Here is a 17554-nt window from a genome sequence, read left to right as displayed (position 1 = left end):
TTAATTTTCTTTGGTCATTATTCCTAAATTTATTTTCTCTCCTTTTGTAAACTTAATTTCTCTTACCATATTCATATCTTCCCACAGGTATTGACTTCCTTTCAATCTTTTTGTCTTTCGAACTCTTCTTTGAAAAGCATTATATTCTTTTTCTGTAGCTTGTCTTTTAGCACCTAATTCGCCATATAATTTTACTGCAGGGTAATCAGAAAAACTCATTTTAAATAATGATTTAAACCAAAACCATTTATTACTATTCACTGCTAAAACACAAATATTTTTATTCGTTTTTGAGTTCGTATTCAATTTTGATGCAAATTTTTCAAAATAAAAACCCGTCTGATCTTTATTGAGAAACAAAGAACCAATTGGTGTAATTGTTGGTTGATTCTCTTCATTTACAGATGCAATAGAAACATGCATATTTGCCCCAAAAGATTTACTAAAGTGTATTCTTATTTTTCGCCAATTTTCTATTAAGTTGATATTCATTTTTCTTCCTTTTTAAAATGTTTATGAATTAAATACACAGTATAAATATTAACAAAATGAAGCCCAGCAATAATCAATAAAATAAAACTCAACCGGCTACTGATTTCAAGAACAACCTCAACAGCGTTATCAATTTCTCTCATAGAATGCAAACTCCAAATAGCCAAACCAAGGTTTAATAAATAGTAAGCAATTCTTAGTAATTTATTAATTCTGTTTCCAAAATTTATATCATCAGGAAAGTAATTTAATATGTACACTTTTCCGTTTTTATAACACCAATTACCAACTAGAATTACAATAGTACTAGACAATAGCATGTATAATATGTAGGTGAGTTGGTTCATATTTTTTTGTGTATTGATTCTAAAATATAGGTCCAGAAAACTGAAAGCAGAATTGGAACTGCAACTACTAAAAAGAGAAAAAGAGAATTTAAGTTAATACCTCTATAATTTTCTGCGATGAGGTAACTTATCAGAAAATAAAATAGTACAATTAATACATACGCAACTATTTCTTTTACTTTTCTAGCTCCTACTTTTTTAATAAAAAACAACGTTCCTAAAAAGGAAAGTATTTGATAAAGACCTAACACAAAAGCTATATACATTGAATATAAAAAAATCTCATTATCAAATATTGCTATTAGCAAGGTCATCAAAAAAGGAATCATTATAATTCTGTTAATCCAAGTTATTATTGAGATCGTTATTTTCATACTATTTATTTTAAAACTTTCAGAAATATTTGAAAGTTTATTTGCAAATTTTTTTACTTTTTTATCATTTTTGTAAAGTTAGACAACAACCAGTGCTCATCCGCCTTTATAGCTGTTTCTAACATTGAGTTTACTTTTGTGGTTACAGAAGATAAATCGCTTAATACTTTTTTAAATTGCATTCCGTCTTCTGTAGTATCATCAACTTTTTGTAAATCTTCTAACACTTTTAAAACAGGTTCAATCTCTCTTTTCTTGCGCTCTTTTGTAATTTGTTTAAACAACTCCCAAATGTCTTTATCCGCCACAAAAAACTCCTTGCGCTCCCCTACTACAAATTCTTTGGTTACAATTCCCCAATCTATTAAAGCACGCACATTCATATTTACATTTCCTCGAGAAATTTGTAAAGCATCCATAATTTCTTCAGCAGAAAGTGGCTTTGTAGAAACTAATAACAAAGCATGTACTTGCGCCATTGTTTTATTAATTCCCCAAGAAGTTGCTAAACTTCCCCAAGTCTGAATGTATTTATTTTTTGCTTCATCTAATTCCATACGTCAAATGTACAACTATTTTCTAAACTTTCAATAATATTTGAAAATTAAATAACTTTATACTTTAGAGATTAATTATTATCTTTCATTTAAAATAGAATTACATGAAATTATTAGGAGTTGGCTCTAGAATAGAGCATTCAGAATTTGGTTTAGGTGTTGTTACCAATGTAACAAGTAAACATTATTGGGTAACTTTTATAAAAGATGGTTTAGAAACCATAGCTATAGACAGCGATTTTGAAGTAATTGAAGCTGTTGAAGATGAAGTTGATACCGTAAGTTTTTATGAAGTAGAAAAATCTTTAAAAGCTATTTTGCAAAAATGGTCTGATGTTACAGAGATTTCACCTATTGCAGATAAATGGAAAAAAGGGACTTTAATTTTTCAACCAGAAGACACAAATTTATCAACCAAAGAAATACCTATTGATACGTTTTTTCATAAAATAGTAATGGTCAGAGACCGAATTAGAGTGATGGAGCAAAAAATAAACTCTAGTAAAACTTTAGATGACCAAGATAAAATAGATTTACAACAATACATTACTAGAATTTATGGCAGTTTAACTACATTTAATGTACTTTTTAAAGTAAAATCTGATCATTTTGTAGGAGAAAGATCTAAATAATGCATCTTTTTAAGTTAAATATTGTCCTTTATAAAAACAAAAATGGACAATCAACTTTTAAAAACAGCATTTTACCATCAATTAAAATCAGGAAGAAAAGCTTTAAAAAAGAACTCTTTCAAAATTGCTTTTTATCATTTTGAAAACGCACACATTCTTGGGCAAAATCATATAATTAGACACACTGTCTGTCATTATTGGATGTTTCTTTTTGGAATAAAAAATAAAAATCTAAAAGAAATAATTGGACAAGCTCTAAGAATAATTGCTTCTCTTCTGTTTACTTATATTTGGGTTCCTAAGGGAAATACAGGAGGATCAAACATTTCTGCAATCAAAAAAATGCCTATTAGAAAAGAATTAAAAAAATACTTTTATTTTAATGCATCTTTTTAAACATTATAAAGTCTATTAAGTAAATATTAAAAATAATATCATGAAAAATAATAATTGTAGTTGTAATTGTGAAGGTTGTAAAACCGGAGATTGTAAAAATTGTACTTGCCAAAATTGTTCTTGTAACAATTGTAATTGCTAACATATAATGTCATTTCGAATGAGGTATAATTGAAAAATATTTTTTTATGATTCTTCCAAATTCTTCGTTCGAAATGACATTTTGAAACCAAAAATTATAATGATGACTACAAATAAAGTTTGGAAAACATATTCTGAAGATTTAAAAAGATTTATCATTAGCAAGGTGAAAAACACAACAATTGCCGATGATATTTTACAGGATACTTTTATCAAAATTCACACTAAACTGCACACCTTAAAAGACATTACTAAATTAAAACCATGGTGCTTTACAATCGCTAGAAATTCTATTTTAGATTATTGGAAATCTACAAATCAGACTTTTGAAATTGCAAGTTTTGAAGCAGAAACAGAATTAATAGAACACCAGCACACAGAAAAAGATTGCCTTAAAGGTATCTTAAAAACTTTGCCTAAAAAATATAGAGACCCATTATTTTTATCAGATATTAAAGGATTAAAACAGCAAGAAGTTGCTACTCATTTACATCAATCATTATCAACAACAAAATCTCAAATACAGCGTGCAAGAAAATTAATTGCACAAGGTTTTATGGATTGTTGTGGATTTGTAATTAATAAAAAAGGGAACTTGGTTGGCGAAATTAAAGCAAAAGAAGATTGTAAAGTTTGTAATTAAAATTGACAAATACTTCCTTTTTTTATTAACTTAGCTAAAACAACAAATTCAAAAAAACTACAAAATGTCTACACTTAAAAAAGAAGATATTAGTCAAGAAGTATTTGATTTATACGATGATTATGCACATAACAAAATAGATAGAAAAGAGTTTTTAAAAAAACTTTCTCTATTTGCTGTGGGTGCCATTACCTTGCCTGCTTTATTGAGTTTTATTTCTCCTAATTATGTAGATTCTATTGTTGTAGACCCAGTAGACCCTAGATTAATATCTGAAACCATACACTATGCTTCACCTAAAGGCGGAATAAAAATGACAGGGTTACTCTCAAAACCTAAAGATGCTGCGAGTAAGTTACCTGGCGTTATTGTAGTTCACGAAAACAGAGGGTTGAATCCTTATATAAAAGATGTTACTAGAAGAACTGCTTTAGAAGGTTTTATTGCTTTGGCTCCTGACGCCCTTTCTCCTATGGGAGGATATCCTGGTGATGATGATAAAGGTAGAGAAATGCAGAACAAGAGAGACCAAAAGGAAATGTTAGAAGACTTTATTGCTGGCTATAATTACCTTAAAAATCATAAAGATTGTAACGGTAAAGTAGCTGTTGTTGGTTTTTGTTTTGGCGGATGGATTTCTAATATGATGGCGGTAAGATTACCAGATTTAGTAGCTGCAGTGCCTTATTATGGTAGACAACCAGAAAAAAAGGATGCCATACAAATTAAAGCTCCTTTATTATTACAATATGCAGGTCTAGATAAAAGAGTAAACGAAGGTTGGCCAGATTTTGACAAAGTTTTGACAGAAAATAATATTGAACACAAGGCATATTTTTATTCGGATGTAAACCACGGGTTTCACAACAATACAACACCAAGGTACGATGAAGCTGCTGCAGATTTGTCTTGGGAAAGAACCATTGCTTTTTTTAAGAAACATTTAAAAGAATAGTTTACAATTTTATCATTCCTGTAAAAGCAGGAATCTATTTCACTATATTTTAATTACTTTTATCCTTTAAATATTTAAGGTGAAAAAGAAAACTCTTATTAGTAAAGAATTAGACGACTTTTACAACAAAGCTTCAGAAGAAACCAGACTAGAAAAAGGTATGGGTATTTTTGAATTTGAACGTATTAAAGAACTGATACAACAACACATCTCTAAACCAAACAACACCATTATAGATGTTGGTGGTGGAACAGGAAAATATGCTGAATGGTTGGCAAAAAATAATCATACGGTACATTTAGTAGAACCTGTTTTAAAGCATATTAAACTTGCCGAAAAAAGAGCAAAAAAGCTTAAGAAACCTTTTACGGTTACTATTGGTGAAGCTCAAAAACTACCTTTTAAAGATAATTCTGCCGATTTGGTAATTTTACACGGTCCTTTATACCATCTACAAAAAAGAGAAGATAGAGTTGCTGCAATTATAGAAGCTAAAAGAGTGTTGAAAAAAGGCGGAATTATTTTAGGTTTTGCAATAAATGCTACTGCTTCTACCGTTGTTGGCCTAATGAATGGAATGATACATGCCAACTCGTTTTTTGATATGTGTAAAGCAGAATTAACCACAGGTGTACATGATGCACCCAAAGATTTTCCTTTTTTATTAGCAGATGCTTTTTATCATAAACCAGCAGGTTTAAAAGCAGAGTTTTTAGAACAAAACCTAAACCTTATAAATCTTTTTGCTGTAGAAGGTATGATATGGTTAGACAACGACTATTTTGCAAATATGTTAGATAAGAAAAAATCGAAAACCTTAAAAGCTTTACAAACCCTTACTCAAAATGATGAGTATTTATTACCTTTTAGTCCGCATATGATGATTTCTGTTAGGAAATAAACCTTTTGTTATAAAGTATCAAACTTTGTGATGTTATTTTTGAGCATTAATCTTAAATACAAAAAAATGAAATTATTGGATATTAAAAGAAGTGTTTATTTCTCTTTAGTGCTTATTTTGATGATCAGTTGTCAAAAACCACAAAAAGAAACTTTTAAATTTAAAAAAATAGAAAATCCATTTATAAAACATATGTATACGGCAGACCCGTCTGCAAGAGTTTTTAATGATAAATTGTACATATACACCTCACATGATGAAGATACAGCCACATATTTTAATATGGTAGATTGGCATGCATTTTCTACAGACAACTTAGTGGATTGGGAAGATCATGGAGCTATTTTTTCTTTAGATGATATTCAATGGGCAGATAAATGGGCGTGGGCTCCAGATGCCATAGAAAGAAACGGAAAATATTATTTTTATTATCCGGTGGAACGTGCTAAGATTGGTGTTGCTGTAAGCGATTCTCCAACAGGTCCGTTTGTTGACGTATTAGGAAAACCTTTAATTGACAATACAAATCAAATTGAAAAAGTAGGTCCAGAACCAATTGATCCAGGGCTTTTAATTCATAACGACCAAGCATACATGTATTTTGGGTGCCGTGAATTACGTGTAGTAAAGCTAAAAGAAAACATGATGGAGGTTGATGGAGATTTAATTCATATTGAAATTAAAGGCATCGAAAACGACAAACAAAATGATGGTGGGTATTACGGAGAAGGTCCTTGGATTTTTGAAAGAGAAGGTAAATTCTACTTTGTGTATTCTAATGGTTGGGGTAAAAAAAGTACTTTAGTATATGCAATGGCAGACAATCCTTTAGGTCCTTTTGAGTTTATAGGAGAAATTATGGATCCTGTAAATTCATTTACCTCTCATGGTTCTATTACAAAATTCAAAAATGAATGGTATGTTTTTTACCACAACAAAACACTATCTAATAATGATTATAAAAGATCTGTCTGTTTTGATAAAATTACTTTTAATTCAGAAGGAAAAATAAACTACTTAAAACTAAAAGATTAATTCACCTAACACAATCAATTGATAGATTAATCCCTAACCTTCCTTTTTTATTTAAGGAAGTTAGGGAATATTAAATAACCTTTTTTTAGTTCCTTTTACTCCTTAGAAGAAGATTTTTATTATTTTAGTTTGATAAAAAATTGAACTTATGACTAAATCACAAGTAATCGGAATCACAATTATAATCCTTGGGATTGTTACTGGTTATTTTTTTGAAGAAAGTAACCTTATTAGTACAATATCAGGAGTAATATCAGCTATAGGTTTAATGTTAATATTAAAATGGTTTCCTTTAAAAAAGCAAAAATCAGTTAACTAATTCCAATTTACAAAAAACCAAGAACTGATTAAAATAAATTACTTGAAAGACAAAGAAACGTATTGGGGAATTTGTAAAAACTGTAAAGGCACAGGAAAAAAAAGGAAAAGTCTTCCTAAAAAAATACGTCTCAACTATAAAATAGCATTAGAACAATTTGAAAATTCTAAAGGAGAAGAGTCTGCTCCTATTCGCCCAAAAGGGCAATTACAAACCTGCTCCAATTGTAAAGGAACTGGATTAACACGTTCGAATACACAACCTTTAGCAAACAATAAAAAGTACCCTCACGTTGCCATAATTGGTGGCGGAATCGGAGGAACTGCACTTGCTGTAGCTTGTTTACATCGCGGAATTCCTTTTACACTATACGAACGAGACAATAATTTTAATACACGTTCTCAAGGTTATGGACTTACTTTACAACAAGCAAGTAAAGCAATGGCTAGTTTAGGTATTCTAACTTTAGACAAAGGAATAACCTCTACAAGACACGTGGTACATACCACTGATGGAAAAATTATAGGTGAATGGGGAATTAGAAAATGGGGACGATCTGACACAAAAGCATCTCCAAAACGAACAAACATTCACATTGCAAGACAATCTTTACGCTTAGCTTTACTTGAGCAACTAAATGGAAATGAAAATATAAAATGGGGACATCAATTATTAAATTTTAATGAAACCGAAGAAGGTATAACGCTAAACTTTCAAGTAAACAACCAAATAAAAAACGCCAAGGCGGATCTTGTTGTTGGAGCTGATGGAATTCGTAGTACCATTAGAAAACTACTTATTGGAGATGATATAACTCCCCTACGTTACTTAGACTGTATTGTTATTTTAGGGATTTGTCCGCTAAAAAGTTTAGAAAACATTGATAGTTCTCTATTAGATGCTGCAACCGTTTTTCAAACGGCTAATGGAAATGAACGTATTTATATGATGCCTTATGATTCAGAAAATATTATGTGGCAACTTAGTTTTCCTTTATCAGAAGAAAAAGCTAAAAAACTGAATTTACAAGGTCCAAAAGCACTTAAGGAAGAAGCCCGTAAAAGAACACAGTGGCACGCTCCTATTCCTCAAATTGTAGCAGCAACTAACGAAACATTAATTTCTGGTTACCCTGTATATGATCGAGAATTATTAAACTCTAATTTATTAGAAAATGCAAATGCAGTTACTATAATTGGAGATGCAGCACACCCAATGAGCCCTTTTAAAGGCCAAGGCGCTAACCAAGCTTTACTTGACGCATTGTCACTTGCTAGAGAAATTGTAAAAAATTGTAATCCATTGTCTAAATGGAAAGAAACAGGAATACGAAAAAGTGTATTAACTGAGTTTGAAGTAGAGATGATAGAACGAAGTTCTACCAAAGTAAAGAGTTCTGCCGAAGCTGCAGAATTGTTGCACTCTGAAATTGTACTTTATAAAGGTGATGGACCTAGAGGGAAACATCGATAATAAAAGAAGAACTATAATATTAAAACTAAATAATTAATATTTAGAAGCTCTATCAAAGTTTTTCATCCTTAAAAAAAAGGATGAAAAACAAAATAATATTTAGATAATCTAAAAATCTACAAAGCTTCTTTTCTTCTTACTTTTATTTTCATGGCACCTTCAATAGGTTTCTCAGAAACTAAGATTAAATAACCTGCACCACCCGCTCCTGCTAATTTCCAAGCAAGTGCTCTATCTTTATATTTTTCTATTTCTTTAAGAATTCTATCATTTACCATTGCAGGAAACATTTTTACCTGCGCATTAAAAGAATCTAAAAAAGCTTCAGAAAATTTGTCTAAATCTTTAGATTGTATTGCTTTCCAAACTTCTTCAGAAGCATCTGCTAAAGACTTTACATTTTCTTCATTAATATATGTTTCTCCTAACAAATCTAAACCTTGTTCTCTAGGCCATAAAAGTACCATCTGAATATGGTCTTCTAACCAACCAAGTATAGATTCGTCATGTACAGATTCAAATTTTGTAGGCCAATACCCATCACTATAATAATGTCTTACAAGACCCGGCATACAAATACCTATTGCATCTTGCGCACCAGAAACCATTGTAGAACCTGGTGTGTTTTCAAATTTAAAAAGTATTTCTGCTAATTTTTGAGGCTTGTCTAATGGTAAATAATGAGGCCATATTTTTTTAGCAGCATTTCTTGTAGAAGTAGACATTCCGCAACGTTCATTATACTCTATAATTGGTTCTAAAGAAACTGTAATTGCCCAACCTGGATGGTATTTAGAAACATAAGGTTGATCTATCCAAGTACCTCCAAGATCTATTCTGTATGGTAAACTACAATTACCACCCGTTCTTAAAGAAGTTGTAGATCTTTCTGGAAGTCCTGCATCTGGAATCCTTTTTAAGTTTTTTAACTCGATATTTAATTCCTCACATAATTCTTCTTTTGCAGGAGAAAAACCATCTTCATTTACAATAAAAAAATCAGGTTTTAATTGCACCAAATCTTCTTTAAAATCTAACATTCCAGAACCAGAATTTACAAATGCTTTTTTTACATACTTTATAGCATTAATCATATAAATTCTTTCTTGTTCAGAATTTATAGTATGACGTCCTTTTAACTCAGATACAGTAGCATCAGAACCAATACCTACATATAAATCTCCATAAGTAGAAGCTTCTTTAAAAAACGCAATATGCCCACTATGTAACATATCAAAACAACCTGATACAAATACTTTCTTTTTCATTTATAATTCTTTTGGAATAATTAACATCAATGCAAAAATGCCTCATTTATTTTAGACTATCAATTTTTAACCGTTAAAAACTTTAATATTGTCTTTTTCTTGATAAAAATACGTTTATTTTCTTCTTGATTATTAAAAAAAGGCTAAATGAACTCACCTATCTTCATTTTTCTTACTTACCTCTTTTAGTCAATCCACTAATTTTCAGTAGGGTTCTAAACATTAGAAAAAAAAATACATTTATCTGTATTTTTCATGTCACTTTTTATCAAACTATGTGTCTAATAGATTAGAACAATAAACATATAATGATGAAAAAAACACAGTTCCTATTCACTTTAATATTCATTTTTTTAGTAACTATTTCTTATGCACAAGATGTGGTGTATAAAAACAAAACCTACACCGTTAAAAGAGAATCCATTTATTTAGCTAAGGTAGACGTAACCAAAACCTTAGCCCCAGAAATGGTCAATGAAATTTTTGCCATTCATACTACAAATGAAAAAAAAATAAATGCAGCTAAAAAAGCTGAGAAAGAAAAAAAAGCTTCTGAAAAGAAAGTAAAAAAAGCCGAAAAAGCTTTAAAAAATAAAGTAAAAGCTCAGAAAAAATTAAGCAAAGCAAACGATAAGTTAAAAAGTGGTATTAAGAAATACAATAAACTTAAAAAGAATGGTGATTTATCTCCTAACGACAACAAAAAATGGTTAGGTAAAATAGAAAAGCTAAAAAAGAATGTAACAAAAGCAGAAAAAAGTTTTAAAAAAGCATAGACTTTTATGGTTACACAACAATGATAAAAAAAGGTCTGGTTTAAATAAAACCAGACTTTTTTTTATATCTATCAATTTGTAAAAGTCAAAGAATTACCTTCTCCTTTTAGGTGCTCTACTTGCTTTTTTCTTTCTCTTATTAAAAGGAACAGGCACTGCATCATCAAAAGTATTCTTTACTTCTTTGGCATTTTTGTTCTTTTTCCAAGAATTATTTTCAGGTAATAATTTCTGTAATAAATCTTGTCTTCCAACTTTGTTCAACGTGTTTTTAATCCAATCTTTATTCTCTTTCTTATACCAAAAGAAAAATTTATGTTGGTCTTCACGTTCTTTTTTAGTCTTAGGTGTTTTGGTTGGTTTTAAAGTATAAGGATGATATCCAGAGTAATAAATAACCGTTGCAACCGTCATAGGTGTTGGTGTAAAACCTTGTACTTGTTCTAACTGAAAGCCCATATCTTTGGTTTCTGCAGCTAGATTTGCCATGTCTTCTACCTCACTTGCTGGGTGACTAGAAATAAAATACGGAATCAATTGTAAGTTCAATTTCTTCTTAATATTTATTTTATCGAAACGCTCTTTAAACATGTGAAAATATTTAAAAGAAGGTTTACGCATCAACTTTAAAACAGGGTCAGACGTATGTTCTGGCGCCACTTTTAAACGACCAGAAACATGCTTTGTCATTACCTCTTCGGTATACGCATCTAATTCTTTTGGATCTGCGTTTTTATTGAATTCCGGCACCAACATATCATGTCTAATTCCACTTCCAATAAAAGATTTTTTAATCTTCGGATGTTTATCAACTGCCTGATACAATTCCGTTAAAGGTTTATGAGATGTATCTAAATTAGAACAAATCACAGGCGATATACAACTAGGTGCCACACACTTGTCGCAAATAGATTGCACTTTTCCTTTCATCTGATACATGTTGGCAGAAGGCCCACCAATATCAGATAAATACCCTTTAAAATCGGGCATATTTGCCACTTTATCTATTTCTCTTAAAACAGATTCCTGACTTCTACTTGCTATAAACTTTCCTTGATGCGCAGAAATTGTACAGAAACTACAACCACCAAAACATCCTCTGTGAATGTTAATAGAAAATTTAATCATTTCAAACGCGGGTATCGGTCCACGTTTGTTATATTTTGGATGCGGTAAACGTGTAAAAGGCAAATCGAAAGAACCATCAATTTCCTTTTCTGTCATGGTAGGAAATGGCGGATTAATTACCAATGTATTCTCTCCTACTCGTTGTAAAACTCTACGTGCTTTTAACTTATTAGACTCTTGTTCTATCACTTTAAAGTTAGAAGCAAACGTTTTTTTATCCTTTAAACAAGCCTCATGAGAGTTAATAGTAACATCTTCCCAATCATTTACAACAGGTAATTTCTCTTTCTTTTCATTAACATAAACAGCCGTTTGTTTAATGTTTTTTAAACTAGAAAACGGCACTCCCTTTTGCAATAACTCTACTATTTCTCGCAAAGGTTGTTCCCCCATTCCGTACACCAACATATCTGCTTTAGACGTCTCTAAAATACCTGGTAATAATTTATCAGACCAATAATCATAATGTGTTACACGCCTTAAAGAAGCTTCAATACCACCAATTAAGACAGGAATATCCGGAAATTTTTCCTTTAAAATTTTAGAATACACAGACGTTGCATAATCAGGTCTAAACCCCTTATCACCATTTGGTGTATAGGCATCTTTATCTCTACGCTTTTTACTTGCCGTGTAATTAGAAACCATCGGATCCATACAACCACCAGTAACCCCAAAAAACAAACGAGGTTTTCCTAGTTTTTCAAAATCTTGTAAATTATCGTTTACACTTGGTTGCGGCACAATAGCCACACGCAAGCCATAACTTTCTAAAATACGACCGATTACTGCAGGTCCAAATGATGGATGATCTACATAAGCGTCTCCGCTAAATAAAATAACGTCTAATTCTTCCCAACCACGAATCTTCACTTCTTTGTTTGTAGTTGGTAACCAGTCTGTTAATTGATGTCTTTTAGGTTCTTGCATAGTTTGCAAAAATACAAGAATTTTAATAGAAAAAACACTTATTTTTAGAATGTCTTTTTTTTGCTGTATTAGAAGCTATTTCCTGCTTTCACTACTCGCTTTGCGCCCAAAAGCGCAAGAGCTCAAACACACCGTTCAATCAGGGCTAAGGTATTTGTTTACTATTTGCCTCATCAAAAGTTTAGTTTCACTAAAAATGTCATTCCAAAAATAAGGAACGATTAAAGAAACTAATGTATCTAACACCTCTTTTTTAAGTTTTATCAATCTGCTAAAAAATCATTTAAAAATCAGTATAAATATGTAATTAATTAAATCACATAGATATATTTTATAAAAAATTTATTATTTTTGGTTTACCAGATTGGTATACCAATTTGAAAAATAAAAATAGTATGCTAAAAAATTAAATTTTAAAAAAAACTAAAATGATTAATTTTCCCTCATTACCCAAAGTAGTACTTCTTTTTTCAATTATTTTTTCATGTAATTATAATGTGTTTTCTCAAACTACATATAACATTGATGATCCAGAATCTTTAAGAGATGTTATATATCAACCCGGAGATGTCATCATTTTAAAAAATGGTGTTTATGAAACCGATGAACGCATGCGGTTTCTTGGATCTGGTACTGCAGAAAACCCCGTTACTTTTAGAGCAGAAACACCTGGTGGAGTTGTTTTTACTGGTGGACCAAGATTAACCATTGGTGGTGAAACAGATGATTCTGGAGCAGTAATTGCAACCGGAGCATATTTAATCGTAGATGGTTTTCATTGGAAAGGAGGCTATGGTGCCAGTAATTTTATTGAATTTAGAAATGGTAATAATTATGCAAACCATAGTACGTTACAAAATTGTGTAATAGACGGTTTAGGCATAGATCCAGATGACTTAAAAGAAGATTTGGCAGACGGACAAATTACCAAACACAGATGGGTTGTATTATATGGTACTTATAATACCGTTATAAATTGCTCGTTTATGAATAAAGTGAGTGCCGGAGCAATTGTTTTGGGAGAATATGCATACAACGCATTTCCTGACGGGGATGATGGTGCAAATAATAGTTGTGCAGAGGTTGGGCATACTGTTATGAATAATTATTTTTACAATTTTGGTAAAATAGAAGATTTATACGGCAGAAAACCAGATGGTTCTCCCCTATCTAACGCAGGAGATAGCGAAACCATACGTATGGGTACAAGCTCCTACCAAATGGTAAATAGCAATGCTACTGTTAGTAATAATTATTTTGTGCAATCTGATGGAGAAAATGAAATTATCACAAATAAAAGTAAAGGAAATACATACACTAACAACACTTTCAGAAGATGTAGAGGATCTTTAGTACTTCGTCATGGTTCTTACGCAACTGTACAAGGAAATTATTTTTTAGGCGAAAATGTAGACGGTACAGGTGGTATTAGAATTACCGATAGTAACCATACAATTACAAACAATTACATTCAAGATTGTATTACCGTTATGGAACAAGCAAAATGGAATAACGGCATCACTTTTATAGGTGGATCTGCAAATGCTGATATTGCTTGTTCTTCTGATGATGTTTCTAACGGATACCAAAAAACAGAAAACATAACGGTATCTAATAATACTATTGTAAACACAAACGCCCCTTTGTTTTACAACGAAGATAAAGGATCAACGGATCCAACAGGAACCGTTTCTAATAACTTAATTTATTTTGCTGATAATTATCCGAATATAACAGACGTTATCTCTGGTGATAGTGAAACTGCTTATACAAATATGGGTACAGCATTAACTTACCAAGGCAATGTTTATACTGGTACTAATTTGGGCGCAACAAATGCAAATTTCTCTGAAGAAACAAATATTACTGCTACTGCAAATGGTGAAATTTTTACTTTTTCAGGAACTGGAACTACAGGCAAAGGTGCAGATATGGGGGAAAACACACCAATAACCGACGCTATGGTAGGACATGGAATTGGAGCTTGTTTTACAGATAACTTAGGAGCTAGCATAACCAACGGAGATTGTACTATTCAAGTAAGTGAGTCTTTAACGGTTAGTAGTTTACCTACTCTTACTTCAGATGCAGCTAGTTATACTATTTCCGTTTCTGCAAATGTAAGTTGGACGGCTTCCTCTAATGATGCTTGGATAACTTTAGATACAAATTCTGGTACTGGTGATGCAACAGTTTCTGTTACAGTAACAAAAAACACAGAGGCAACTAATAGAACAGGAACAATAACTTTTACACAAGATGCAGGAGGAGATGATATTGTAAGAACTTTAACCATAACACAAAGTGGTGCAGATTTAACAGACCTATACGACCTTATTAATACAGGAACTGGTTTACCTACAGATAAAGTTACTGTACATTCTTTTTCTAAAGAAAATTCATCTAAATCTGAATTTGCTACAAATTCTTTGGATAAAGATTCTGATACAGAATGGACAGCAGATGATGGAAGTATATTATCCGGAGATTATAAAGGAGATGGAGAATATGTTATTTACAATTTAGGTAGCACTTACAAGCTTGCCTTAATTCAGTTTAGCACTACAAATAAATCAGATGCCTTTGGTTTTCAAATATTGGTTTCTACAACAGGTACAGAAGATGCCGACTTCTCTAGGATATTGCCTACTTCTGGAGATTTATTATTAACAGCTACCAATACTACAGACTTTAATCAATACCAAATTAATGCAAATGCAACTTATGTAAAAGTTGTAGGTTACGGACGTTTTAATAGTGATGGAGATAAAAGAAAAAGTGCTTGGAGCGCCATTAAAGAAATTGAATTTTACAAAACTTCAACACTATCTTTAAAAGATCCTGTTTTAAACACTAAAATTACAGTATACCCAAACCCAACAAGTCGTATTTTAAATGTAAAAGCAGACAATCAAAATATAAACCTAGTAACTCTTTACAATATTAACGGAAAAAAAGTATTAGAATCTAAAAACAACCAACAAAAAACAGCTGTAACCGTTGATGTTTCTAAATTATCCAAAGGAACATATTTTGTTGTTATTTCTGATATCAATAATGCTAAAACATCCAAAACAGTTATTATTAAATAATATACTAAGGCTACAAAAAGGTTGAAAAAAAATCAGTATTATCATCATTTTAGTTATAATTCTGTAATTTAACATCAAAATAATTAAAATTAATGTTCAGTTTTGTAATTTTACTAGCTAAAATATGCACAACCAACCATGAAAAAACATTTTTTTAAAATCCTTTTTGTAGCTTTTTCTTTTACTTTTTTTATCAGTTGTAATACAAAAACTACAGAAGATAAAAAAGACATTAAAAGTACTTTTGTTGCAGACAACTACACAAAATCTGAAGTAAATATTGCAATGAGAGATGGCGTAAAGCTACACACAACCATCTACACCCCAAAAGACAACTCTAAAAAATACCCAATCTTAATGCAAAGAACTCCGTATAGTTCTGCGCCTTATGGAGATGGAAAGATGAAAACCAAAATTGGTCCCAATGTTCATTTAATGAAAGAATTGAATATTGTGGTCTATCAAGATGTGCGTGGACGTTGGATGAGTGAAGGTGTTTATGATAATATGCGTGCCTACATCCCTAATAAAACAGCAAAACAATCTGACGAAGTTTCTGATACTTATGATACCATAGATTGGTTGGTTAAAAATGTAGAAAACAATAACGGAAATGTAGGTACTTGGGGAATTTCGTACCCAGGGCATTATGCAACCATTTCTACAATAGATGCACATCCTGCTTTAAAAGCAGCTTCTCCACAAGCCTGTATTGGCGATTTTTTCTTTGATGACTTTCATCATAACGGAGCTTTTTTGTTAAGTTATTTTAGAGCAATCTCTTTATTTGGAACTTACAAAGACACACCAACAGACTCTGCTTGGTATTCGTTTCCTAAAATGGATTCTCAAGATCAATATCAATTTTTCTTAGATAAAGGACCTTTAAAAAACTTAAACCAATATTTTCAGTACGATAAATTAGATGTTAAAACGGCTGAAAATAAAGATAGAATCGATGACTTTTTCTGGAAAGAACTCGTAGAACATCCTAATTACGATTCGGTATGGCAAAGTAAAGGTATCATTCAGCATTTAGACAAAGTTCCATCTACTGTTGCAACCATGATTGTTGGCGGTGAATTTGATGCTGAAGATTTATACGGACCTTTAGAAACCTATAAAGCCATTGAAAAACATGGAAAAGACAATTATAACACTTTAGTTTTTGGACCTTGGGATCATGGAAAGTGGTCTAGAAATACAGTAGAAAATTATGTAGGTAATTATTATTTTGGAGATTCTATTTCTTTAAAATTTCAGTCTGATGTAGAAACAAAATTCTTTAATCATTTCTTAAAAGGAAATGGTGATAAAAATTCTGGATTGCCAGAAGCCTATGTTTTTGATTCTGGTAAAAAAGAATGGAAATCTTATGACGCATGGCCTCCTAAAAATGTGGTGAAAGAAGATTGGTTTTTATTAGAAGATCAAAAATTAGCTTATAATGACCCAAAGATTAAAGCTAAAAGAAAAATAAACGAAGTGAAATTTATTAGTGATATAAAACATCCTGTTCCGTATTCAGAAGATATTAAAACGGTTTTTACACCACGTAAATACATGACAGACGATCAGCGTTTTGCGGCAAGAAGACCAGATGTTTTGGTTTTTGAAACAAATATTTTATCGGAAGATTTTACTTTGGCTGGAGATATTTTAGCAAAACTAAAAGTAGCAACCACAGGTTCTGCTGCAGATTGGGTTGTAAAAGTAATTGATGTGCATCCTGCAAATGCTGAGGAAAATAACGATAAACTTCAAGATCATTTAAAAATGAGCAACTACCACTTAATGGTTAGAAGCGAAGTTTTACGTGGTCGTTTTAGAAATAGTTTTGAACATCCAGAGCCTTTTATCCCTAATAAAAAAACAGACGTAAATATAAAATTACAAGACGTTTTTCATACGTTTAAAAAAGGACATAAATTACAAATTCAGGTGCAAAGTACGTGGTTTCCTTTAATCGATTTGAATCCGCAAACCTATGTAGATAATATTTATAAGGCAGACGAAAAAGATTTTAAAACACAAACACACAGCGTTTTTACAGATTCTAGTATTGAGTTTTCTGTGTTAAAATAATAAACGTTCA

17 protein-coding genes are annotated in these 17554 nt (G+C 31.2%); 11 read left to right on the top strand and 6 right to left on the bottom strand.

What is annotated here, in order from left to right; all coding sequences use genetic code 11:
* The 4 genes from WHD07_RS16445 to WHD07_RS16430 are packed head-to-tail and all read right to left on the bottom strand — an operon-like array spanning position 1 to position 1770.
* A complete protein-coding gene (locus WHD07_RS16445; protein WP_343329270.1) occupies positions 1–492 on the bottom strand; it encodes a hypothetical protein in 492 nt (163 codons plus the stop codon).
* Positions 489–839 (bottom strand): hypothetical protein, encoded by a 351-nt coding sequence (locus tag WHD07_RS16440; protein WP_343329269.1) that lies wholly within the window; start codon positions 837–839, stop codon positions 489–491. Before WHD07_RS16440 ends, WHD07_RS16445 begins: the two co-directional genes overlap by 4 nt.
* A complete protein-coding gene (locus tag WHD07_RS16435; protein WP_343329268.1) occupies positions 836–1213 on the bottom strand; it encodes a hypothetical protein in 378 nt (125 codons plus the stop codon). The genes WHD07_RS16440 and WHD07_RS16435 overlap by 4 nt, the downstream gene beginning before the upstream one ends.
* A 53-nt stretch (positions 1214–1266) precedes the next feature.
* On the bottom strand, positions 1267–1770 hold the full coding sequence (locus tag WHD07_RS16430; RefSeq protein WP_343329267.1) for a GbsR/MarR family transcriptional regulator: 504 nt from the start codon (positions 1768–1770) through the stop codon (positions 1267–1269).
* 104 nt (positions 1771–1874) lie between these two features.
* Here WHD07_RS16430 and WHD07_RS16425 point away from each other — a divergent pair, with 104 nt between their 5' ends.
* The 8 genes from WHD07_RS16425 to WHD07_RS16390 all read left to right on the top strand — a co-directional run bounded on the left by WHD07_RS16425 (position 1875) and on the right by WHD07_RS16390 (position 8265).
* Positions 1875–2402, top strand: coding sequence for a hypothetical protein (locus WHD07_RS16425; RefSeq protein WP_343329266.1), 528 nt, complete (start codon positions 1875–1877; stop codon positions 2400–2402).
* Positions 2403–2444: 42 nt separating this feature from the next.
* Positions 2445–2798, top strand: coding sequence for a DUF3703 domain-containing protein (locus tag WHD07_RS16420; protein ID WP_343329265.1), 354 nt, complete (start codon positions 2445–2447; stop codon positions 2796–2798).
* A 244-nt stretch (positions 2799–3042) separates the two neighbouring features.
* Positions 3043–3582 carry a sigma-70 family RNA polymerase sigma factor gene (locus WHD07_RS16415; protein ID WP_343329264.1) on the top strand — a complete coding sequence of 180 codons (540 nt, stop codon included), beginning with the start codon at positions 3043–3045 and terminating at the stop codon, positions 3580–3582.
* Positions 3583–3646: 64 nt separating this feature from the next.
* The gene (locus WHD07_RS16410) at positions 3647–4537 is read left to right on the top strand and encodes a dienelactone hydrolase family protein (RefSeq protein ID WP_343329263.1); all 891 of its coding nucleotides are present in this window, start codon (positions 3647–3649) and stop codon (positions 4535–4537) included.
* 79 nt (positions 4538–4616) lie between these two features.
* Positions 4617–5438: a class I SAM-dependent methyltransferase gene (locus WHD07_RS16405; RefSeq protein WP_343329262.1), complete on the top strand. Its 822-nt coding sequence runs from the start codon at positions 4617–4619 to the stop codon at positions 5436–5438.
* A gap of 66 nt (positions 5439–5504) precedes the next feature.
* Complete coding sequence (locus WHD07_RS16400; RefSeq protein WP_343329261.1) at positions 5505–6473, top strand: family 43 glycosylhydrolase; 969 nt, start codon at positions 5505–5507, stop codon at positions 6471–6473.
* A 148-nt stretch (positions 6474–6621) separates the two neighbouring features.
* Positions 6622–6792 (top strand): hypothetical protein, encoded by a 171-nt coding sequence (locus WHD07_RS16395; protein WP_343329260.1) that lies wholly within the window; start codon positions 6622–6624, stop codon positions 6790–6792.
* A 33-nt stretch (positions 6793–6825) separates the two neighbouring features.
* Positions 6826–8265, top strand: coding sequence for an NAD(P)/FAD-dependent oxidoreductase (locus WHD07_RS16390; RefSeq protein WP_343331021.1), 1440 nt, complete (start codon positions 6826–6828; stop codon positions 8263–8265).
* Between the two features lie 116 nt (positions 8266–8381).
* On the opposite strand, the gene WHD07_RS16385 is transcribed toward WHD07_RS16390, so the two are convergent.
* Positions 8382–9533 (bottom strand): adenylyltransferase/cytidyltransferase family protein, encoded by a 1152-nt coding sequence (locus WHD07_RS16385; protein ID WP_343329259.1) that lies wholly within the window; start codon positions 9531–9533, stop codon positions 8382–8384.
* Between the two features lie 311 nt (positions 9534–9844).
* Here WHD07_RS16385 and WHD07_RS16380 point away from each other — a divergent pair, with 311 nt between their 5' ends.
* Positions 9845–10309 (top strand): hypothetical protein, encoded by a 465-nt coding sequence (locus tag WHD07_RS16380; protein WP_343329258.1) that lies wholly within the window; start codon positions 9845–9847, stop codon positions 10307–10309.
* 93 nt (positions 10310–10402) lie between these two features.
* On the opposite strand, the gene WHD07_RS16375 is transcribed toward WHD07_RS16380, so the two are convergent.
* Positions 10403–12367 (bottom strand): YgiQ family radical SAM protein, encoded by a 1965-nt coding sequence (locus WHD07_RS16375; protein ID WP_105047815.1) that lies wholly within the window; start codon positions 12365–12367, stop codon positions 10403–10405.
* Positions 12368–12795: 428 nt separating this feature from the next.
* On the opposite strand from WHD07_RS16375, the gene WHD07_RS16370 reads away from it, so the two are divergent.
* Both WHD07_RS16370 and WHD07_RS16365 read left to right on the top strand, forming a co-directional pair.
* On the top strand, positions 12796–15459 hold the full coding sequence (locus WHD07_RS16370) for a chondroitinase-B domain-containing protein (RefSeq protein ID WP_343329257.1): 2664 nt from the start codon (positions 12796–12798) through the stop codon (positions 15457–15459).
* A gap of 138 nt (positions 15460–15597) precedes the next feature.
* Positions 15598–17544, top strand: coding sequence for a CocE/NonD family hydrolase (locus WHD07_RS16365; protein WP_343329256.1), 1947 nt, complete (start codon positions 15598–15600; stop codon positions 17542–17544).
* The last annotated feature ends 10 nt before the right edge of the window (positions 17545–17554 follow it).

Origin of the sequence: Polaribacter staleyi, from assembly GCF_038024045.1 — a bacterium.
Classification (GTDB): Bacteria; Bacteroidota; Bacteroidia; order Flavobacteriales; family Flavobacteriaceae; genus Polaribacter; species Polaribacter butkevichii.
This window is presented reverse-complemented; position numbering and strand designations above follow the sequence as displayed.